This window comes from Saccharibacillus qingshengii, assembly GCF_013185195.1.
GTDB classification, from domain to species: Bacteria; Bacillota; Bacilli; order Paenibacillales; family Paenibacillaceae; genus Saccharibacillus; species Saccharibacillus qingshengii.
Map to the genome: position 1 here is coordinate 1 of NZ_JAAZWC010000042.1, position 20,647 is coordinate 20,647.

Genomic DNA, 20,647 nt, shown 5'->3' on the forward strand with positions numbered 1-20,647 from the left:
CGTAAATGTTTAGGCTGGAAGTCGACGCACGAATCGTTTCAGGACGAACTGTTGCACTTGGATTGACAATTCGTCATATTAAAAAAAGAAACGAACAAAGCTTGGGGAGGGTCTGTCGATGCAATTATCGGACGCCGCGAAACAGGAAATGCGGCTTGCTTTCGAACGCTGCCGGGCCGTGATTTCGAATTTCCCGGCTCCTTATGCGGGTGCGGGAATCCTGTATTTGAACCGGTTCGATCCGGACCTGCGGATCGGTTCGACCAACTATATCTGCCTGCTGCTACCTTACTGGCTGCAGCAGGCGGCAGAGGCGTCGACCGAGACCTGCCGGAAATTGGCGGACGCCAATGTCTTCGGGATGCTGCATTTCCACCTTCAAGACGAGCGGATCGACCGTGCGGCCGGAAGCGGGCGAACGCATATCGCCTTGTCCCAGCTTTTGAACGCCGAGATGAATATCCGCTACGCTTCGCTGTTCTCTTCTTCCTCTTCGTTCGGCGAGGCTCTTCGCCTCTGCACGGCCGAGTGGGCGTCGGGCTTGGCCGCCGAACGGGAACCGCGGCTGCTGTTCGAACAGCCCCAGGCCATTGCGGCGCGATCCGCTCCGCTGCTGCTCGGCCCGCTCGTCTTGTTCGAAGACAACGAATCTTGGCGCAGGCGTGCGCTGCATGCCGTCCGGGAAACGCTCGTCACCCTGCAGATGGCCGACGACTGGGCGGATTACGTCGAAGACCTGCGCGAAGGTTCCGCCAACTGCCTCGTCTCCTTCTACAGAAGAGAGTATGCGGTCCCGGAGGAAGTTCCTGTAACGGCTGCCGAAATCGACGATGCGGTCTACGTGCGCGGCCTGCTGGGTCCCTATGCCGAATTTGCCGCCGGGCGGCAGCGCGAACTGGAAGCTTACCGGGAAGATTTCCCCGGTCTGATCGACTTTCACGCAGCGCTCGCCGGCGATCTGGAACGGATTGCCGCGGGTATCGAACAGGAGAAAAATTCCCTTTCGCTGGGCGGATTCAATTATTGGCTGCTCGGCCGCGAAGAACCTCGCTCCTAAGGCCGCAAAGCTGCTTGCTTCCGGCAAAAACCCATGCTACAATCACCACAAAACCAAAGTCTTTTTGTCGCCTTTTCCAATGGTTTATCGCTTCGACGCCGCATGTCCGATCTCCCCATTCGCAAGCGAGAGGATGATTCGTTATGGCAGTTAAAACCACAGAAGCTTTGATTAAAACCCAGGTGATTCAAAAAGCATGGGAAGACCCGGCATTCCGGGCGAGCCTGCTGGCCGATCCAAAATCCGCACTGCGCGAGACTTTCGGGATCGAGCTGCCGGATCATATCCGGCTGACGGCAGTCGAAGAGTCGGCCAACGATTTCTTCCTGGTCATTCCGCCGCCTCCTTCGGCTATTCTGCCGAACACGGAGCGGCTCGTGATCGAACCCGCCGCCATGTGGGGCACCGGAGGCTGAGTCTTCTTATCGAAATTTCTATCCTTTATACACACGCAAGGAGCGGGAAACCCGCGGCGTCCTTTCCCGAAGCTCTCCGTCTTTACTCGGAAGCTTCGGGAAACCGGACCGTCGCTTCGGTTCCCGCTCCTTTTTCACTGTCGAATTCCAAAGTCCCCTGCATCGATTCCACGATCCGAAACGTAACCATCAACCCCAGTCCCGTGCCTTTCGTTTTGTTCGAAAAATAAGGTTCCCCGAGACGTTTCAGCTCCTTGGGTCCTATGCCCATCCCGTTATCGCGAATCCGGATGACAACCGAACCGTTTTCTTGGGAAGCCCGGACATTGATGACGCCTTCTTCCGCCGGAAGCGCTTCGATACTGTTCTTGATCATGTTGATAAACGCCTGCTTGAACTTGGACGAATTGCCTCTGACGTACAGGTCGGGTTCCAAATCCAGCAGAATCCGGCCGTGATGGATACTCGCGAGCGGCGTCATGACCCCTTCGATATGCCGGAATTCTTCGGAAACGGACAGCGTCTTGATATTCTCGGCTCCCGGTTTGGCAAAAGTCAGAAAGTCGGTGATAATGCCCGAAGCCCGGTCCAGTTCTTCCAGCGCCATTCCGATATACGCTTTCTCCGATACCGCCGACCGTTCGCCGAGCAGCTGCAGGAACCCGCGGGTCACCTGGAGCGGATTGCGCACTTCATGCGCGACGGAAGCCGCCAGTTCGCTGATAATCTCCATTTTCTCGGCGTGCTGCAGTTCGTTATTGAACATTTCCAGTTCTTTGGAATATTCCAGCACCTGATTGTGCGTCTCGACAAACCGGCGGCCCAACACGACGATCAGCGAGATCACGAAAGCGACCATCCCCCATTTCCACCAGTACAGATCGTACTGCTCTTTGCTGGCGTAATAAAGAACCAGTTCGAGAATGCCGATCCCCGCGAAAATCGCCAGACCGCCATTGAAGATGAGAGCATCCTTGTTGCGCTGCAGACTGTACAAAACGGAGCAGCCGAGCATCGTCAGAAGTTCGACAAGCATCAGTACGCCCAGAACCGTTGTCGTCAGCAGGTAATAGAGCGAGAAATAGCGTTCTTCGGTCAGTACGTTCAGCAGCAGAAGAAGCAGGCAGAACGCCGAGTAGGCCAGTTGGAAGCGGCCCAGGTAGAAGACGATATTCTTGGGTCCTTTGCCGAAGATCGTCTGGAAAAAATACAAGAACGAAGGCAGCAGCGCAAACAGGGCTATATCGAAGAGCCGCTGCAGAATCCCGCCGTAAGCCGGATAAAGCGTAAACAAAAACGGCGAATACGAGACGACCAGCAGACCGATCGATAGAATCACGAACACCAGCGACATCCACGGCTTCAGATAATTCCGGTTCAGGAAGATCGCGCAGACGAGCATGACCAGCCCGATCAGAACAAACGAACCGCCGAGCATAATATCGAGCATATCCCGCGTCAAATAAACGGTCAGGAGCTCGTAAAAACTTCCGAATGCGATATGCTGCACGATACCCGCTCCTTCTTCGGCAATCTGCATGCGAATATAGAGCGAGCCGCCGGCATCTTCCGCTCGCAAAGGCAGCAGCAGCTCGTTCATCGTATAGCGGTATTTCCGATCGGATTCGAACAGCTTGCGGTACTCGGTGTAAGCGACGACATCGCGGCCGGACGCTTTTTCGACAAGCACGGCGGGAATCGGCCAGCCGAGCTGCGGAATATCGATTCGAACCCAGGCCAGAGCCGCTCCCTGCGGACGCGCCGGCGGCATCGTATGTTCGTTCATCAACGTCCAATTTGAAGCATGAAGCACCTGCTCGGGCGGCGTATCCGTCACGGCCTTGGAGTGTCCCGAATCCCACAGAAACTGCCATTCTCCGACCTCGACCGTCTCGGCTTCGCTGCCGCTTCTCGGATAAGCCTCCACGCACAAAAAGACGACAGCCAGTATGCCGATCAGAATCGCCAGCTTTTTCGGTAAAGTTCTCATAAGCACCCCCTGCAGCCGATCCGGCATCAATTTACCGTCTACCTTCAACATTCGCCGTCCGACTCCCCGTTCCCTGCCGGCTTCCTTCGCCTTTTGTGCCCTTCGAACCAAAAAGCCCTTGTTTCAGCGGGTTCGGCCCTGTGTATAAATAAGCATCTTACACGATCCCGGCCCGCCGCAGGGCGAAAGAGGCCGCTCCAGGAGGTATAACCCCATGAACAATTCGCATCGAGATGTGGACGTCGAAGAACGCAGAATCGAGAAAAAGTCGGACTCCAGCCTGGTTGCTTCAACTTTTATCAAGTATGCGGCCTATATCATCATCACTTTTGGCATTCTCTATTTCCTCGTCCGCTATGTGTTCCCGATGTTCCAGTAAACATAAAACCGGAGTGTTCAAACGTTCCTTCGGCAGCGCAGACGAAAAAAAGACGAATTTCCGGCGGAGAACCGCTTCGGAAATTCGTCTTTTTGCTTATTCGGGTCCTTGTGCCCGGTTTAATCCCGGTACAACCGATGAGCCGCGTGCAGCGTCGGTCCAACGAAAGAGTTGATCGGGAAACCGTGGCGAATCGCGGAAGTGACAAACGTTTTGGCATTTCGGACCGCGGTCCGTACGTCGGCTCCTTTGGCGAGTTCGGCCGTGATCGCCGCGGAGAACGTGCAGCCCGCTCCGTGAATATAATTGGTTTCGATCCGCTCGGACTCGAGCAGTTCGAATTCCTGTCCGTCATAGATCAAGTCGACCGCTTTCTCGTGCAGCAGCTTGCCTCCGCCTTTGATGACGACATGCTTGGCGCCGAGTTCATGAATCTTCGCCGCCGCCACCTTCATGTCTTCGATCGTGCGGATCGGCGCCGTCTTGGCCAACTGCGAAGCTTCGAACAGGTTCGGCGTCACCACAGTCGCTTTCGGGACCAGTTTCTCCAGAATCGCTTCCGCCGTATCCGGGTTCAGCACTTCGTTCTCGCCTTTGCAGATCATGACCGGATCGACCACGAAGTGCTCGAGCGGACGCTGTTCGATCTTGCGCGCCACCGCGTCGATAATCTCGACCGTGCTCAGCATGCCGGTCTTCGCCGAAGTCACGCCAATTCCGTTCAAGACCGTGTCGAGCTGGCTCTCCAGCAGTTCCGCCGACATCGGAGTCACATGGTGGCTCCAGCGCTGCGGATCCATCGTGACCACGCAGGTCAGCGCCGTCATTCCGTATACGTTAAGCTCCTGAAACGTTTTGAGGTCGGCCTGGATGCCCGCTCCTCCGCTCGTGTCGGAACCGGCAATCGTCAAAACCTTGGGTATCGTCGTCATCTGTCAAGCGCCTCCTGGGTCTTCTATAGTTAAGCCGGTCGTTCCCGGCTTCCGCGAAGCGCGGACGGCGCTTTATCCGATTAACGGAATGCGCCGCAGTCTCCGGTAATGGTAAGACGAAGCGGCTGTCTTGTCAACCGTCGTTTTCACAAGGATTTTCCCGCTTATTGCGATTTGCCTCCGACCGCTTTCGTGCTTCGGAACGGCGCGGTCTGGTCGATCTTTTTGTAGTGGGCGATAAAAGCGCAGATCAGCAGAGCCACGCCGTTCACGACGAAGATCCAGTGGATCGGCATGAAGGCCCCGAGCACCCCGCCGACAAGCGGTCCCGCCATCGTACCGATCTGGGTCGCCGACTGGTTGAGACTGAAGGCGCGGCCCCGGAATTCCGGCTTGGTCACCTGCACGATCATCGCGTTGACCGCCGGGAATACCCCGGCGAAGAACAGCCCGTACACGAAGCGCAGAATACCGAATCCGACATAACCCGTCACGAAAAATTGCAGCAGATTGCCGACCGCGCCGCCGATCAGACCGATCAGCAGCACTTTTCCGTAGCCGATCTTCCCGCCGATCCGGCCCCAACGGGGAGCCATAATCACCGTCGCCACGCCGACCGCCGAGAAGATGATGCCCGACACGAGCGAGGTGCGGTCGGACGATACCCCCATGTCTTTGACATAGATCGTGATCAGAGGCTCCAGAATCATGACCGAGAAGTTGCTCATGGCTACAAGCCCCAGCAGCGCGAAGAAGATCGGAATGCCCGCCGCCTGCTTGAGATCGTCCCTGATCTTCGAACGCACCTTCGGACGCTTGAATTCTTTTTCGTGTACCAGAAAAGTCGCGACCAGCGCCGAAATCAGCACGATCCCGCTCGAGAACAGGAAAGCGCTTCGGTTATCGAGCGTGAAACTGATCAAACCTCCTAGCAGCGGTCCGATAATGGTGCCCGAAGCGCTGGCGGTCGACATGACGCCCAGCGCATACCCTGTTTTTTCTTCCGGCGTATTCGTGCCGACCAGGGCAATCGCCGCCGGAATAAATCCGGCGAGCAGACCTTGAAACAGCCGCAGCAGCACGAGCTGAACCGGGTCCTGAACGAAGAAATTAATAAAGTAGAGCGCCGCGAGGCTGTATCCGGAGCGGACCAGCATCGGTTTGCGCCCGTACTTGTCCGCCAGCGATCCCCAGAACGGAGAGATCAGGGCACTCGACAAAAACGTAATGCCGAATGCCAGCCCCGCCCAGATCGATAAATATTTTTCCCCGACGCCGAGCTCGCTGTGCATGAAGATCGGCAGAAAAGGGATCGATATCGAGTAGGCCATGCTGCAGAAAAACACGCCGGCCCATAATACAACCAAATTCTTTTTCCATGAAAATTCCATCCGTCAGCCCATCCCTTCCTGTCGAGAACGATGTCCGCTGCGCCGGAATCGGCCCGAAGCGCACGCGGAACCTTTCCCGAAGCTTCGGCTTTCATTTTTCCCCGATTTGGCGTTTGTCCAGATGCGTGAGATGCCTCCGTCGGCCCAATCGTCACACTTCAAACGTCCTAACCTTTTCAACTTGTTAATTTTACTCCCTTTGGGTTTCGTTTTCCAATGGAATGCCGGGCGATTTGGAGAGTTGAACAGCCGTCTGGAGCCCTAGCTTCCGGTAGGCTCCGGCAAACGCAGTTCTATTGGAAATCGCGGCGCCGGACTCCTAAAACCGGACAAACCCGGCTTATTGCGCCGCGCCGGGAGAGCTTCCAAGACCCCTTCCCCTTCTTCCGCGGCAGCAGGCGCCTTGAAGGAAGGCGGTTACGAAGTCGCCTATTCGGGTAAAGCGTATGTAAGAACGCATCCAAAGGAGACGATAACCATGGCTTACGATCCGCGAAACGAATCCGATCGCGCCCACGAGCGCTTCAATCTGACCCGCGACAACGACTATACGGAGCGGGATATTCCGGCCGACGAGCTGGAGTACGTCGATACCGTTCAGGAGACTGCGGCACCGACCGACTCCGCACTGACCGATCCGGAAGCGTATCCGAACCGGACGGAAGAAGATCCGCATCTCGGCTCGCCGACACTCGAAGATGTGCCGGACGCGGACGACCTTTATCCGGACAGCCCGGTCGACCCGGCGGCTCCCGCCCAGGACGAACCGCACGGCACCGATCTATTGAACGGAGCCGGAGGCGAAGAAGGACGCCGCGAGTTGGCTGCCGAATCGGAAGATCCGGCACGGCCGCTGATTACGGACGGCGACCGCGATGTACAGCACGCTAACGAGAATCATCCCAATCATGATCTCATTACGGAACGAGACACCGATCCGGAAGGCGGACTGTTCCGGGAAGGTTCGTTCCCCGCTTCGCTGCCGGACGACGTTCAGAGAAATCTGATCGACTCGGAAACGGACCAGGGTTACAAAGACGAAGTGTATACGGACGAGGACGAATAATTCGGACTTGACCGAACAGGCAAACGCTTTTATGATAAGGGTAACTTTCAAGTGAAAAGGGGAAAATTTGATGACGGGGTATGTTCTTAACTAATTAATTCCATATGGGACACATTCATCGGGAAACACGCACAATCCGCGATTTGCGGTTTGATTTTGCGATGCCTGTTCGAATCTGTCCGGAATTCAGTTAAGAACAGCGAATCATTTTCCTATAAGCTTGAGGTGGGTTCAACCTATCCTTTCGACTTTTCGGGCCGCGCTGCTTTCTGAGCGCGGCCCTTTTTGGCTATTCTGCGTATTCCCCGCACTCGTCGGCATCTGCCGGCGTGTGCGGGGAAGCGGAGCAGGCAGATGCCGCGGCGGAAAGCAGTGCCGGCCGAAGAAGTCCCATTCGAAAGGACAGACCTTCGGATTCTTCGGCACCGCTGCAGCGGATCGAAGACGCCCGGAGATCAAGAACCCGAAGGTGCGAGTCCTGCCGGCAGATGGCAGGGTTCAAGCTTGGCCCCACAGGACGGAAACCAGCTGGTCTTAAGACCGCTGACGAAACAGGGATTTCCCTGATTCGGCGGCGGTCCCCTGACCGATCGGTTTCCGTCCTTTTTGCGTTTACGGACCTGCACGGCCGGCGGCGCACCGTTTCTCCCATCCGAACACTCAAGGAGCGATACCCACAATGAACGTACAACCGCACATGAATCCGCAAACACTCGAACGCCTCGAGTACGCACGCATCAAGACCGAACTGTCCACTTACGCCGTATCCTATCTCGGCAAACGTCATATCGCCGCGCTTCAGCCGATCACCGATGCCCGCACGCTGCGCCGCAGACTGGACGAGACCGACGAAGCCTCCGGCGTGCTGCGCCGCGGAGCCAGCATTCCCCTGCCTTCCCTGACCGGCATGGAGCAGATTCTCGATCTGCTCGGATCCGGTTATGTGTTCCAGGAGCAGGACTTCACGCATCTGCATCAGTTTCTGCGCAGCTGCGCCCAACTGATCGACTATATGCACGGCAAAGCCGACTGGGCGCCCAACGCGGCCGCTTACGCTTCGGGCATGCACCGGCTCGAACGGCTGCGCGAAGAGATCGAGCGCTGCATCCGCAGCAGCCGCGTGCTGGACTCGGCCAGCCGCGAATTGTCCAAAGTCCGCCGCCGCATGGCGACGGTCGAAGAACGCAGCTCGCGCCGCCTGGCCGAACTGATGGCCAAGCACCGCTCGATCCTTCAGGAGAACCTGGCCGTGCAGCGCGGCGGCCGATTTGCTATTCCGGTCCGCAAAGAGTACCGGAAGCTGGTCAAAGGCTCCGTGCTGGACGAATCCTCCAGCGGACAGACCCTCTATATTGAACCGGAAGAGATCCGGCAGTTCCATGACGAGATGGAGCTGCTTCGCGCCGAAGAAGGGCGCGAAGAAACGAAGATTCTCAGCGAACTGACCGGCACGGCCGAGCAGTTCGCGCAGGAGCTGCGGGTAAACGCCGAACTGGTGGGCGAATACGATTTCCTGTTCGCCAAAGCCCGCTACGCGCTGGCGCTGAATGCCGTCAATATGAAGCTGAACGAACATGGACTCATTCGTCTGCGCGGCGCGCGGCATCCGCTGATGGGCAGCGGTATGATTCCGCTGAATTTCGAACTCGGAGAACGGTTCCGGATGCTGATTATCACCGGCCCGAATACCGGAGGCAAGACGCTGGCGCTCAAAACGATCGGACTGCTGACGCTGATGGGTCAATCCGGTCTCCTCATTCCGGCCGAAGAAGGCGGCGAACTGTCCGTATTTGACGGGATCGAAGCCGATATCGGCGACGGGCAGAGTATCGAGCAGGCGCTCAGCACGTTCTCAGCGCATATCCGCCGCATCAAAGGCATTCTCGAAACGGCCGGACGGCGGACCCTGGTCCTGATCGACGAGATGGCTTCCGGTACCGATCCGGGCGAAGGCGTCGGCTTGTCGATCGCGGTGCTTGAAGAACTGCACCGCCGCGGTACCTGCGTCGTCGTTACCACGCACTTCACCGAGATCAAGACCTTCGCTTCGGCTACGCCGGGCTGCGAGAATGCGCGGATGGAATTCGATGCCGAGACGCTGCAGCCGCTCTACCGGCTGACGATCGGCGAAGCCGGGCGCAGCTACGCGTTCGCGATCGCCAAGAAGCTCGGCATTCCGGACGCCGTGACCCGGCGGGCGGAAGAGCTGACGCGGCGGAGCCAAGTGAAGCCGGAGCAGCCGGACGCTGCCGCCGCCTTCTTCCATCCAAGCGGCGCTCCAGGCACAGGCGATACGGAAGTTGGCGCTGCCCTGCCGGCGCCGAAGGAAGACTCCTGCGCCTCAAGCGACGCGGCGGCGATCCCCGCGAATCCGGATACGGCGGAGTCTTCCTCCGCCCTGTTCCAAGTGCGGGAAGATCGGCCGGCCGACGATCCGGCCCTTCTTCCCGGTGCTTCGCTGCGGCGCGCCGAACCGCAGCCCCCGGCTCCGGACACGAACGGTTCGCCAGGCGAGAACAAGGCGGAAAGCGGCGAAGAAGACGGCTCGGGCAGCCAGACGGATTTTTTCCGTATCGGAGACAGTGCATCCGTGCCGTATCTCGGCAAAACGGGCATCGTCTACTCCGAAGAAGACGCCATGGGTACGATCGGCCTGCAGATTCAGGGCCAAAAAATCCGGATCGCCCGCAAAAGACTGCAGCCCCATATTCCGCGCGAATCGCTGTATCCGGAAGATTACGATCTCAGCATCGTACTCGACTCCAAAGAAAACCGTAAAAAACGCCGCAAAATGGAGCGCCGGCATATGGAAGGAGTCACGATTGTGCTGCCTCCGGACGATCCGGACAAAAAGCGGTAACCGATAATAGCTTCTGCAGAATGGACTTCAAACCCAAAAAGCCGTTCCCGCCTTCGAAGGCGGGAACGGCTTTTGAGTTCGGATACCTATCGGCGTCTCGTCGGCAGGCTCCCGGAATCATCAATCCGCGCGTTCGCCTGCCCGATCTGACCGGATTGTCACTCTAGTGTACCTTACCGTTTATGGCGCTCACCCGCAGATGGCCGCGCACGAATTCTTCCCGGAGCGGCGAGCCGTCCAGCATCGACAGCTGCACTTCCCGGCGTTCGCCCGGCAGCAGATCGAAAAAGTTATCGCTAAAATGCACCCGGCCGAGCGGAAGCTCCAGCTTGACCATGCGCGCAAGCGTGCCGGAAGCTTCGACCGTCACCGTCAAGCCGCCGGACGCCGCCCGGATCGGACCGGCCGGCTTCGCCGTTTCTTGGCTGAGAGCCGCCGCCGTCACTTCCGCCAGCTGCCCGTCCAGCAGCCAGGCCGCCCGGATGTCCCGTTCTCCGGTATTCTGTCCGCCGTCCGCCGCTTCTTCCGCCGGGTCTGCCGCTAGGCTCCACGCAAGCTTCGCCTGCCCGAGCTTCAGCTCCCGCGGGTCGCGCAGCATATACGTCTGCTCGCAGCCCTGCTCTTCGCGGCGTCGGCTTATGCCGCCATCCCCGCTCACCCGCTCCATACCGCCCGCATGCCGCAGCCGCACCAGCGTCTCTTCCGCCGCGCCGCCGTTCAAAGCTTCCGCTTCGCCGATCTCGCCGAGCAGCACCGGACCGCGGAACGCGCCGCCGGAGCGGAATACATATTCCCCGACCTTTTCCCCGTCAAAATGCCAAACTTCCAGCACGACTTCCACTTCCGTCGGCTCCGGTCCGTCGTTGACCGCCCACACCCGCAGCGGCTGACCCGGTTCGTGTTCGAGCGACAGCAGCAGCGGCGCGTAGAACTTTTTGGCGTAATAATAGGCCGCTTTCGGCAGCAGCTCGTAATCGATCATCGCCCAGCTCGTACCCGGCCAACTGTCGTTGAGCTGCCAGATCAGGCTTCCGCCGCTGCGCGGATTGCGCCGGTAATGCTCGACGCCGTAGCGCAGCCCTTCCGCCTGGGTCAGCATCGAGAAGTTCATGTATTCCTCGATGTCGCGCGGAAGTCCGGTGTAGCCTTCCATCAGCAGGATGCCTTTGCGGTGATTGGTGTCCTTGTTGCGGTACGCCATTTCTTCCCCGCCCCAGACGAGGCTGCCTTCCGGCATGTTTTTCTCCAGCGTGTAGCGGTTGGCCGACGCGTGCATGCCGAATTCGCTGCTGAACAGCGCCATGTCCTGCTTGTAATTTTTGAACGTCACGCCTTCGATACTGTAGTCCAGCACCGGCGCTTCGCCGAACGCCCGCGGATAAACGGACCCGTGCCACACCTGCCAGTTGTGCCGGTCGCCGGTGTCCGGATCATTGTCGTCCTGCTCGCCGCTGCGGCCGTAAGGCGAAGAAGGCCAATACGCCCGGTTCGGATCGAGCCGCTCCAGCGCTTCGGGGATCAGCTCGTGGTAGATGAGTTCGCCGTAGAAGTCGCTCTTGATATCGCCGCTCGCGCTTTTCATATCGTAGAGCCAGTCGATCTCGTTGTTGCCGCACCAGAGCGCCAGCGAAGCGCGTCCGCGCAGGCGCGTGACGTTGGCTTCGACTTCGGCGCGCACATTGTCCATGAAGTCGGCGTTGAAGTCCGGGAACAGCGCATTGGCAAAAGCGAAATCCTGCCAGACCAGTACGCCGCGCCGATCGCATTCGTCGTAGAAGACTTCTTTTTCATAGATGCCGCCTCCCCAGATCCGCAGCATGTTCATGCCGGACTCCGCCGACAGCGCGATCAGTTCGCCGTAGCGCGAATCCGGGATGCTGCCGATCCGGTTGTCCGCGGGAATCCAGTTGGCCCCTCTGGCATACACGAACTTCCCGTTGAGGAAAAAGCGGAACGCCGCGCGGCCCTCTTCGTCTTCGGTCCGCAGTTCGATCGTGCGCACGCCTATCGCCTGTGTGTCGGTATGAATTCGCTCGTCTCCCGCATACAGATCGGCCGTCAGCGTGTACAGATGCGGCTCGCCGAGATCGTGCGTCCACCAGAGTTTGGCGTCCGGCAGCACGCATTCGGCGTGAAAAGCAGCCTGACGCCGCAGCGCAGAGCGCCGGCCCGGCGTCACCGGACTTGCCGCCAAGGCGCTCTCGCGGCGCGAGCCGCTTTCCGGCCGGAAGTCCGCTTCGGCGGCCGGAACAGGAGAACCGGGATCGTGCCCGGCCGCGCTGCCTGCTTCGGTAGTGCGACTCGAATCCGCTCCATCTTCCGCGACTTCCGCTTCGTACACGCACCTTCCGTCCCCGTCTGCAAGGCTCAGTTTGAGCGTCAGCGGAACGTCGGGCATGCCGCGGTACGTCGTCACGTCCGCCGAGATGACGAGGTTCGCTGCGCCATTTTCGATCGAGCGCGTTTCAGCGAATACGCTTTCGATTTTCGCCAGGCGATGCCGCTTCAGCGTCACTCCGCCCCAGATCCCGACGGTGACGAGGCGCGGGCCCCAGTCCCATCCGAAATTCATCGCCGCTTTGCGCAGCCACGGACGTTCTTTCGTATACGAAGACCAATCGAACCGCTCTTTGCCCTGATGATGCGGGAGCAGCGGATCAAAACGGACGGCGACCATATTCCAGCCGGGCCGGATGACCCGCGTGACGTCGAACGTATGCGGCATAAGCATATTGCGCGACGTGCCGATCTCATGCCCGTTGACGAATACCGTCGCGAACGTATCCAGCCCGTCGAAGTTCAGCTCGAACCGTTCGCCCGCTTCCCCCGTCAGCGCTCCGCCGTATTCGAACCCGCGCCGATACCACCATTCGCGTTCTTCGACCCAGCGGCTTTTGAGATCGTTGTGCCCGAAATACGGGTCTTCGATCACCCGCCGCTCGATCAGCGCGCTGTGGACGTCGCCCGGCACGCTGCCGGTCATCCAGTACCGGTCGTCCAGCATCGCCGCCGCATTATCCTGCGCGGGCGTCTCGCCCGGCGCAAAATCTTTGATTCTCCAGCTTCCGTCAAGTTCGATCGTGTCCGTACCGGGACTTCCTGTACTGCCGCTTCCGCTCATATGTAGACTCTCCTTTCAAGATAGCGCTTCCCTCATTCTTCAATAAAATAGCATAATGCACGAAACGGGTACAGGTATAATAGAAAAAGGAACGAAAACATAAGGATACGCCGAAAAACCAAAAACATTTCCGGGAGGACACCATCATGATCATCGGAGCAATCGAAGCGGGCGGAACAAAGTTCGTCTGCGGTATTGGCAATGAACACGGAGAGATCCTGGACCGCATAAGTTTTCCGACGGAGGAACCCGGGCAGACGACAGAGCGGGCAGCCGAATATTTTGCGGATAAACAGATCGAAGCGCTGGGCGTCGGCTCGTTCGGCCCGCTCGACCTCGATCCGCAGAGCGGCACTTACGGCCACGTCACCACGACGCCCAAGCCCGGTTGGGCGAATTACGACCTGCTGGGGCATTTGAAAAAGAAGCTGAACGTACCGGCCGGATTCGATACCGACGTCAACGCGGCTGCGTTCGGCGAAGCGCGCTGGGGAGCGGCCCGCGGCCTCGACAGCTGCGTCTATTACACGGTCGGCACCGGAATCGGCGTCGGCGTGTACGTCGGCGGCAATCGGGTGCACGGACTCGTGCATCCCGAAGGCGGCCACGTGCCGATGCGCCGGCATCCGGGCGACGACTTCGCGGGCGCCTGCCCGTATCACGGCGACTGCCTGGAAGGCATGGCGGCGGGACCTGCGCTCGCGAAGCGCTGGGGGCAGGGCGGAGACAGCCTGCCGGAAGACCATCCGGCCTGGGAGATCGAAGCGCACTACCTGGCCGAAGCCGTGACCGGCGCGATCCTGCTGCTCTCGCCGAAGAAAGTCATTCTCGGCGGAGGCGTCATGCACCAGAGCCAACTGTTCCCGCTGATCCGGTCCAAAGTCGCGCGGAACCTGAACGGCTACGTCGCTTCGTCCGTGCTGGACGATCTGGACAGCTACATCGTGCCGCCGGGTCTCGGCGACAATGCCGGACTGGCGGGATCGCTGGCGCTTGGCATCGAAGCGGCGCAGGGCTGAGCGCCGCCGGACGATCGAGCGGGTGCGGCGGCAGCCGTCGCAGTCCAGTCGACGTCCGGTTCGAAAAGCGGGCCTCCGCCGTACGCGCGCCGGCTTGAGTGCCTTTTCGTCAACGTACTGCCCGATCCGCGCGTACAATCAACCTTACGTATCCCAAAAAGCAGCGCAGCCGCCGTTCCGCCCCCCAATCGGGCCCAAACGAGCTTCTACGCTGCTTTTTATGCAGCCTGCTTTTCTTTTTCGGACAAATCCGGCTTCTGCATAGCCTTTTCGGACCTGTAACCCCTGCTCGCTTGTTGCCGCTCACCGATTTACAACTCGCCCATTCGCAGGTTCGTGCTCCTGCACTGAAGACGCTGAAGTCGCTGCTAGCCGAAGCGGGCTTGCCTTATCCGTTCGGAGCGACAATTACCGTATTGGCCGGTCTTTGCTTTCGGCTTCCACTTCGACTGCTTCCGCCGCAATGGCCTCACGGTCGACGGACAGCGGCGCAAGCTTCGCTTCCACTTCGCCCAGATCAAGCGTCGCGCTCTCGCCGAACCACGCTACCAGCTTCGCCCGGGCTTTGCCGCGCGTATCGTCGTTGATCAGCTTGGCGACGACCGCGATCGCCGCGATCAGCGTACCGAAGTCGTCCGTAAAGCCCACGACCGGAATAAAGTCGGGCAGCAGATCGACCGGAACGATAAAGTACGCTAAAGCGCCGATAATGACCGACTTCGCCCACGGCGGAACGTCCGCGTCTTTGAGTGTGTAGAACAGCAGCAGCGCGGCGTATACGACTTTGACGCCCGCTTTTTTGCCGACCGTCTTGACCTTGTCCCAGAACGATTCGTCCGAATATTCCTTGCCGTAGCCTTTGATCCGCTTGTTCAATTCCGCTTCGTCGATCGGCTGTGCCGCCGCGTTCTCCGCCTGCGCTTGGGCCGCCGGATCACTGCTGCCTACGCCTACTCCGAATTTGTCGCGTCCGTAATCGGTCACGCGTTCCCGCCAGCTTTTTTTGTCCGTCATCTTGCACACTCCCCTTTGGCTGCCGCCTGATTGTTGGATAAGGCTGTTAAGCCCGGACTTTCGATTTGGATCGGCGTGTACCGCTGCCGGAGCTTCGTCCGGACGAGCGGGTCTCATGCGTCTTCACGAACAGCTGGATCGCCCAGTTGGCACACAGCAGCGAGAACGCCACGAACAGAATGGCCCAGCCGATCGCCGGTATGAACGTCTCCTGGGCCAGCAGCGCCGCATCGCCCGCGGAACGCGGAGACGTAATCGACAACCAGGCCAGATACAGCGAACCGAAGACCGACTCTTCAAGCGTCAGGAAGCACAGCAGCATGTAATAGAAATTGCGCGCAGGCTCCCAGACGAAATACATCAGCGCATTCAGCGCGATAAATCCGATCAGCCAGATGACGCCGAATCCGTCGTGCACGTACAGAACCAGCATAATAAGCGCGACCGCCGTCATGAGGATCAGCCCCTGCTTCTGCTGCCGCTTGTAGTAACCGTAGAACAGCAGCACCGCGAACAGCGAAGCGGACATATAGCCGGCCAGCGAGACGAGAATCGAACTCCAGGTCGAGAAAGTCGTGACATAAGTGACTCCGCTGTGGTTCGCGTTCAGGTTGATCCCGGAGACCCGGCCGGATGTGGCGAGCGCCACGATCGCATGTCCGAATTCGTGGATCATGGTATCCAGATTGCGGAACAGCGACGAAAAAGGAATCATCCGGGTCAGCACCGCCGCAATCAACAGGTACAGCACCGTTTTTGCCCATTTTGGCATGATAGAACCTCCTTGAACAGATGGATAGGCGAGATTCGTTGAACATTTCTCTTCATTCCCGTTACCTTACGCCGGCGGCGTCTCCGGGGTTTCGCGTACTTTTTCGACGACGATCAGGCAGGTGCTGTCCGGCAGCGGCAGTTCGCTTCCCGCTTCGTCCGTCACCGTTACTTTTTCCCGCAGTGCGAGCGTGTAGCCTTCCTGCAAAAAATACCGGCTGAACACAATCTTCGCCGCGTCCCCGAACAGATCGCGGATACAGGCTTCGTACTGGGACGGCGTCATGTATCCGAACTGTTCCTGCACTTCATGCACATAGGCTTCCTCGCCCCAGGTATACGTGTACAGGAATTCCATCGCGTCGTTGACCGGCATCCGAACCTCCTGCGGACCCAGACGCTCGAACGCAATCGTGCGGCCCGCAAAATCGGCGGCGTACCGTTCGAGGCGCTGCACGGCTCCGGCATCGTGAAACAGCAGCCGGCGCGTCTGATCCGCGGGTTCGGTCATGATGCCGTCGCGGATCAGGATGCGGCCGCCGGCGGGGATCAGCTCGAACGCGCTTCGCAGCGCCGCCCGTACCGTATCCAGGTTGAACTTCTGCCCGTTGAACGGAATATAGGAATACAGCTCGTGCAAAATGGAGGAAAAAACGACGGTGTCGATGCTGCCCGGTTCGATCGTCTGCGTCAGGTTCAACGCGTCTCCCTTGAGCACCTGCCAGCTTCGGCCTTCCAGCCGTCTGCGGCGTTCCAGCGCTTCGACCACGTTCTCGCTGATATCGATCCCGATCACTTCTTTTTCCGGCAGCTCCCGCTCGATCAGATCCAGCAGCACCCCGCCGCCCGGCCCGATATCGAGCACGCGCGAGCCGGCGATGTAAGACAGCAGCACTTTTTTGTCGTCCGCGGATCCGTTCATCGTCTCCAGATATTCTTCTTCGTTGTGAAAACGGTCGTAGGCGTCGCGCCGCAGTCCGAACAGGTCCATCAGCATCAGCACGGCCCGTTCGTACAGCGGCGACTTCTCGGCTTCCACACAGAAATCGATCAGCTTTTCCGCGGCCGGGGAGAACGTGAAGCCGAAGAAGCACGTATCCGGGTTGCCGTTCACCCGGCTGGTCCGGTGATGCAGATGCGGACTGTCCGTATGCAGGCCTCCGCCCCGGACCGCCGTCCAATCCAGTTCGCGCAAATATTTTTCGATGATCCGCTTTTTGTACAGATTGATTTTCTTGATGCCTTTGTGGTCGTAATACAGCCCGTGCATCAGACGCTCGAAGCTGATATGCCGGGCTTCCGGACGTTCTTCCGCTCCGCGCAGCGCAAGCAGCATCATCTTGACGAACTCTTCAAGCGAGAACTCGCCGAGTGCCGCTTCCACATACCAGAGCGTCTTGTCCCCGAGTCTCGCAAAAGCTTCTTCCAATCCGCCCGAGGCACCGGATGCCCGCAGCTCTTCGTCGATCCGCGCCAGTTCCCCGTCGAAATCTTCGCCGCGAAGAATCGCGTCGGCCCGCAGCCTGCGCAGACGCCGCGCCAGTCCGTCTCCTTCCGGCACCGTGCCGAGCGAGATATGCAGCACGCAGTCTTCCAGGTCGCGCTCGACGCTCTGCCACAGCTCTTCGGAGACGGCGCCGATCACGCAGCGGTTCAGCGCCATCAATAGACGCGCCAGTTCCGTCTCGCTCAGCAGCCCTTCGTCGACGGGACCGCGCAGCGGCAGATTCGCCGTGAACGGCACCTCTCCGCGCAGATACTGTCCAAGCAGTCCGTGGGTTCGAATCAGCAGCGCAGCCAACCGTTCCCGGTCGCCGATGCCTCCCGGAGATTTGGCCAGGTAGAGATCCGCCGACCCTTCGTTATGTACAAAAATATTGATGCCCTGCCGCTGCCAGCCGATCCGGTCGATCCTTGTCCCGCCTTTTGCCGTCTCGCTCCAGGCCAGCACTTCTTCCAGCAGTTCCTTGATCCAAAAAGACAGCCGCTGCCCGTCCAGCAGACCAAGGCTTCGCTCCACGTAGGCCAGCACCGGATTCAGCCGTTCCATTTCGCCGATCGAGCCGATCCGTTCGTAATTGACGATATACTCTTCCGCCGAAGACAAAATTTGCAGCCAGGCCGGCATGCCGCCTTCATCCGGACCCGCAGGTCCGGCTCCTTCTTCCTGCTCCGCCATGTGGGCACGGATATGTTCCAGGGCGCTTCGCATCTACTTCACTCCTTCAGGTCGGTCTCGCTTCGCGATGCCCGGCAAATAATCCTCTATACTATATACCAAAACGGCCGCCAAAAAAATTCCGCCTCCGGTGAGAGGAGTTCGGGAGAAGCGGAGTCTTATCGGTATATCGATCCAAAAAAGGAGGTGCGGATATGGAAGTGCCGGACGGGCGCAGCCGCGGTATCTTCGCAATAAGCGATGACTCGGCCCCATACCCAAAAGATGCGATACGGCTTGGCGCCGTATCGCATCTTTTTGTTGAATCCGCTTGTTGCCGTATCCTTGCAGGGTCTATCCGTTTATTCGTCCGCTTCCAGCTCTTTGCGGCGCGTCTCCTGGATCTCTACGTAATCCTGCATCGCGCGCAGGCCGTCGACCGGGATAAACCAACCCTGCTCGCCTTCGTTGAAGCGTGCGCCGTACAGTCCCGACCGGCCGATCTCTTCCAGCCAGCTGATCATGGCGTCCACCTTCATCTTGGCGATCAGCACGTTGCCGCCCGGCGTGACCAGATTGTTATTGCGGCCGAATACCTGCGCGTGCATCGGATCGGTAAACAAAAACGCCCAGCCGTGCCCGTCCATATTGCCGAAAAAAGGCTCCGGCTGCTGCGGATCGTCGCTCGGCTTCATCAGGATCAGCCAGCTGTCCAACTTGAACGCTTCTGTCCAGATCAGCGTCTGCCCTTCCGCGAACTGCATCTCTCTCGCCTGTTCCACCGTTACGTCAAAATGCGCGGCCAGATCGGCGGCTTCGCGCACCTGCTGCTGTCGTTGTTGGTCCTGCTCTTCTGTCATGTTCATTCGCTCCTCTCGGTTGTCGCCCGGCACTTCGTTCCTGTTCGGGGGTGCCTCGCCTCGGGTATATCCAACGCTCTTGTTTATTGTACCCAATCGGACGAGGATTGCGAAGGTTGGGCCGCGGGATTCAATGAAATCCGGCGAAGCGTATGCAAGATCGTGCACCCGGTCCTAAGAACCTCTAGCAGAAAAAACCAACTCCCACTCCCTTGTATCGCTCTTTAGCTACTTTTTTGAAAATGTCATTAAGCTTACTACAGTTTTTCTTCATATGGCCGTCTAACCTTTCATTTTTTAGGGCCTGTACGTAAACCTATTTAAGCCAGATCCGAATCAAAATTAAAGCTAAACAACGCTGTATTGTCATAACGAGTCGCTAGGCGTCGGTAATTTTTCATTTTATTGAAAAAACATTCGACCCAATGACGTTCTTTATACACCGTACGGTCGTAGGCGTGCTGCACTCCGCGATTCTTCTTGCTGGGAATCACAGCGATCGCATTTTGTTCCCTTAAAAGAGCTCGAATCGCATCCGTATCGTAAGCTCGATCGGCTAAAACCTTACAGTTGGACGGGTCGAACTGAGATAACATATCGTATCCTTGGATGGAATCATAAGCTTGCCTCAGCGTCAGCTCGAACTTGAGCGGATTTCCCAGCGCATCGACCACCGCATGAGTTTTGGTCGTCGATCCGCCTTGTGAACGTCCAATCGCTTGCTTACGCTACCCCCTTTTGCTCCCGTTTCATGCTGATGAACCTGAACAATTATTGTATCCAACTTGTGTTTTTCGGTTAAGGAGCAGAAAAGATTCAATGGCATTCCATTCTTCGTCGGTTAAATCGTATCGTCGTCTCATGGCTTTAATTAAAAAGATTTAAGAGTATTATTGAAGTTTGCGTACAGGTCCTAGAAAGATATCTAAAAGTGAATAAGTAGATATGTAACTACAAAAAACCCTAGCAGTAGTATGCAAAAGGGTTCAATGTATTGTATTAAGTTTGATCTATTGATTTAATTTTATCTCTATACTTTTTTGAGTTTGAACGGCTTCTTCATAATTTTTAGCAGGGTAAGTTATAGATACAATATCTGCTTCACGGTTCACTTTTCCATCTCTTAATTCAGTGGTAGTTAGAATATTAAATACACTGAAGTCGTTATTAAACTTTATATCTGCTCCTAAATCCGGATTAGACTCTGAGGATAAATAAGCAAGCGTTGATCCGTTAATCCCTTTATTCCTCTGTGTGATTTTAAGGACCATCATATCGTGATTCTTTGTATATGGGTAGCTTTCGATACTTATTTTCCCTGAAAATGACCATTCTTTAAAAATAGGTCGGTATAGCGTTCCATCAACTTTTACAGATACTTTTTCTTCTTTTTTGTCTGTCATACTTAATGCTTCTCGAGATACATCAACCTTTTTAGGAAAGTTATATACCGAAAGAAATACAATAATTAATGCTAAACATATTAATATCATTGCTGTCCTTGATCTCATGATAACCCTCCATTGATTTTAATTAAAGACGGATTGTAAAATGAAGTGCAACACCTCGAACTGAATACAAAAAGGGCTCATGGCCGGATTCGTGTAGAATAA

General features: G+C 57.6%; 16 protein-coding genes. 6 read left to right on the forward strand and 10 right to left on the reverse strand.

Annotation, left to right across the window (positions count from 1 at the left end):
* Positions 1-118: 118 nt before the first annotated feature.
* A complete protein-coding gene (locus HRQ60_RS21965; protein ID WP_172200362.1) occupies positions 119-1,057 on the forward strand; it encodes a hypothetical protein in 939 nt (312 codons plus the stop codon).
* A gap of 143 nt (positions 1,058-1,200) precedes the next feature.
* Complete coding sequence (locus tag HRQ60_RS21970; RefSeq protein WP_172200364.1) at positions 1,201-1,473, forward strand: NHLP leader peptide family RiPP precursor; 273 nt, start codon at positions 1,201-1,203, stop codon at positions 1,471-1,473.
* A gap of 82 nt (positions 1,474-1,555) precedes the next feature.
* On the opposite strand, the gene HRQ60_RS21975 is transcribed toward HRQ60_RS21970, so the two are convergent.
* Positions 1,556-3,463: a sensor histidine kinase gene (locus tag HRQ60_RS21975; RefSeq protein ID WP_172200367.1), complete on the reverse strand. Its 1,908-nt coding sequence runs from the start codon at positions 3,461-3,463 to the stop codon at positions 1,556-1,558.
* Between the two features lie 214 nt (positions 3,464-3,677).
* On the opposite strand from HRQ60_RS21975, the gene HRQ60_RS21980 reads away from it, so the two are divergent.
* Complete coding sequence (locus HRQ60_RS21980) at positions 3,678-3,842, forward strand: hypothetical protein (protein WP_172200370.1); 165 nt, start codon at positions 3,678-3,680, stop codon at positions 3,840-3,842.
* Between the two features lie 119 nt (positions 3,843-3,961).
* Here HRQ60_RS21980 and pdxK read toward each other — a convergent pair whose 3' ends face one another.
* Together pdxK and HRQ60_RS21990 are read right to left on the reverse strand one after the other, a co-directional pair.
* Positions 3,962-4,774 (reverse strand): pyridoxine/pyridoxal/pyridoxamine kinase, encoded by an 813-nt coding sequence (pdxK, locus tag HRQ60_RS21985; protein ID WP_172200373.1) that lies wholly within the window; start codon positions 4,772-4,774, stop codon positions 3,962-3,964.
* Between the two features lie 164 nt (positions 4,775-4,938).
* On the reverse strand, positions 4,939-6,165 hold the full coding sequence (locus HRQ60_RS21990) for an MFS transporter (RefSeq protein WP_172200376.1): 1,227 nt from the start codon (positions 6,163-6,165) through the stop codon (positions 4,939-4,941).
* 478 nt (positions 6,166-6,643) lie between these two features.
* Here HRQ60_RS21990 and HRQ60_RS21995 point away from each other — a divergent pair, with 478 nt between their 5' ends.
* On the forward strand, positions 6,644-7,231 hold the full coding sequence (locus HRQ60_RS21995) for a hypothetical protein (RefSeq protein ID WP_172200360.1): 588 nt from the start codon (positions 6,644-6,646) through the stop codon (positions 7,229-7,231).
* Positions 7,232-7,928: 697 nt separating this feature from the next.
* Entirely contained in the window at positions 7,929-10,091 is a 2,163-nt protein-coding gene (locus HRQ60_RS22000; protein ID WP_172200390.1) for an endonuclease MutS2, read from the forward strand.
* A gap of 163 nt (positions 10,092-10,254) precedes the next feature.
* Here the strand turns inward: HRQ60_RS22000 and HRQ60_RS22005 are convergent, their stop codons facing one another.
* Positions 10,255-13,212 carry a beta-mannosidase gene (locus tag HRQ60_RS22005; protein WP_246281440.1) on the reverse strand — a complete coding sequence of 986 codons (2,958 nt, stop codon included), beginning with the start codon at positions 13,210-13,212 and terminating at the stop codon, positions 10,255-10,257.
* A 146-nt stretch (positions 13,213-13,358) separates the two neighbouring features.
* Here HRQ60_RS22005 and HRQ60_RS22010 point away from each other — a divergent pair, with 146 nt between their 5' ends.
* Entirely contained in the window at positions 13,359-14,231 is an 873-nt protein-coding gene (locus tag HRQ60_RS22010; protein ID WP_216671671.1) for an ROK family protein, read from the forward strand.
* A gap of 408 nt (positions 14,232-14,639) precedes the next feature.
* Here the strand turns inward: HRQ60_RS22010 and HRQ60_RS22015 are convergent, their stop codons facing one another.
* The 6 genes from HRQ60_RS22015 to HRQ60_RS22040 all read right to left on the reverse strand — a co-directional run bounded on the left by HRQ60_RS22015 (position 14,640) and on the right by HRQ60_RS22040 (position 20,545).
* Complete coding sequence (locus tag HRQ60_RS22015; protein WP_172200379.1) at positions 14,640-15,245, reverse strand: YkvA family protein; 606 nt, start codon at positions 15,243-15,245, stop codon at positions 14,640-14,642.
* A 46-nt stretch (positions 15,246-15,291) separates the two neighbouring features.
* Positions 15,292-16,017 carry a M50 family metallopeptidase gene (locus HRQ60_RS22020; protein ID WP_172200382.1) on the reverse strand — a complete coding sequence of 242 codons (726 nt, stop codon included), beginning with the start codon at positions 16,015-16,017 and terminating at the stop codon, positions 15,292-15,294.
* 66 nt (positions 16,018-16,083) lie between these two features.
* On the reverse strand, positions 16,084-18,228 hold the full coding sequence (locus HRQ60_RS22025; protein ID WP_172200385.1) for a class I SAM-dependent methyltransferase: 2,145 nt from the start codon (positions 18,226-18,228) through the stop codon (positions 16,084-16,086).
* A gap of 308 nt (positions 18,229-18,536) precedes the next feature.
* Entirely contained in the window at positions 18,537-19,034 is a 498-nt protein-coding gene (locus HRQ60_RS22030) for a hypothetical protein (protein ID WP_141448782.1), read from the reverse strand.
* Positions 19,035-19,354: 320 nt separating this feature from the next.
* Complete coding sequence (locus HRQ60_RS22035; protein WP_343044788.1) at positions 19,355-19,750, reverse strand: IS5 family transposase; 396 nt, start codon at positions 19,748-19,750, stop codon at positions 19,355-19,357.
* Positions 19,751-20,044: 294 nt separating this feature from the next.
* A complete protein-coding gene (locus HRQ60_RS22040; RefSeq protein WP_172200388.1) occupies positions 20,045-20,545 on the reverse strand; it encodes a hypothetical protein in 501 nt (166 codons plus the stop codon).
* Between the last annotated feature and the right edge of the window lie 102 nt (positions 20,546-20,647).

Excerpts from the sequence above, each read along its gene's own strand:
- HRQ60_RS22040 (WP_172200388.1), bottom strand. The coding sequence starts at position 20,545 with ATGAGATCAAGGACAGCAATGATATTAATATGTTTAGCATTAATTATT.
- HRQ60_RS22015 (WP_172200379.1), bottom strand. The coding sequence starts at position 15,245 with ATGACGGACAAAAAAAGCTGGCGGGAACGCGTGACCGATTACGGACGC.
- HRQ60_RS21970 (WP_172200364.1), top strand. The coding sequence starts at position 1,201 with ATGGCAGTTAAAACCACAGAAGCTTTGATTAAAACCCAGGTGATTCAA.
- HRQ60_RS22025 (WP_172200385.1), bottom strand. The coding sequence starts at position 18,228 with ATGCGAAGCGCCCTGGAACATATCCGTGCCCACATGGCGGAGCAGGAA.
- HRQ60_RS21980 (WP_172200370.1), top strand. The coding sequence starts at position 3,678 with ATGAACAATTCGCATCGAGATGTGGACGTCGAAGAACGCAGAATCGAG.
- HRQ60_RS21990 (WP_172200376.1), bottom strand. The coding sequence starts at position 6,165 with ATGGAATTTTCATGGAAAAAGAATTTGGTTGTATTATGGGCCGGCGTG.
- pdxK (WP_172200373.1), bottom strand. The coding sequence starts at position 4,774 with ATGACGACGATACCCAAGGTTTTGACGATTGCCGGTTCCGACACGAGC.
- HRQ60_RS22005 (WP_246281440.1), bottom strand. The coding sequence starts at position 13,212 with ATGAGCGGAAGCGGCAGTACAGGAAGTCCCGGTACGGACACGATCGAA.
- HRQ60_RS21965 (WP_172200362.1), top strand. The coding sequence starts at position 119 with ATGCAATTATCGGACGCCGCGAAACAGGAAATGCGGCTTGCTTTCGAA.
- HRQ60_RS21995 (WP_172200360.1), top strand. The coding sequence starts at position 6,644 with ATGGCTTACGATCCGCGAAACGAATCCGATCGCGCCCACGAGCGCTTC.
- HRQ60_RS22010 (WP_216671671.1), top strand. The coding sequence starts at position 13,359 with ATGATCATCGGAGCAATCGAAGCGGGCGGAACAAAGTTCGTCTGCGGT.
- HRQ60_RS22030 (WP_141448782.1), bottom strand. The coding sequence starts at position 19,034 with ATGACAGAAGAGCAGGACCAACAACGACAGCAGCAGGTGCGCGAAGCC.
- HRQ60_RS21975 (WP_172200367.1), bottom strand. The coding sequence starts at position 3,463 with ATGAGAACTTTACCGAAAAAGCTGGCGATTCTGATCGGCATACTGGCT.
- HRQ60_RS22020 (WP_172200382.1), bottom strand. The coding sequence starts at position 16,017 with ATGCCAAAATGGGCAAAAACGGTGCTGTACCTGTTGATTGCGGCGGTG.
- HRQ60_RS22000 (WP_172200390.1), top strand. The coding sequence starts at position 7,929 with ATGAATCCGCAAACACTCGAACGCCTCGAGTACGCACGCATCAAGACC.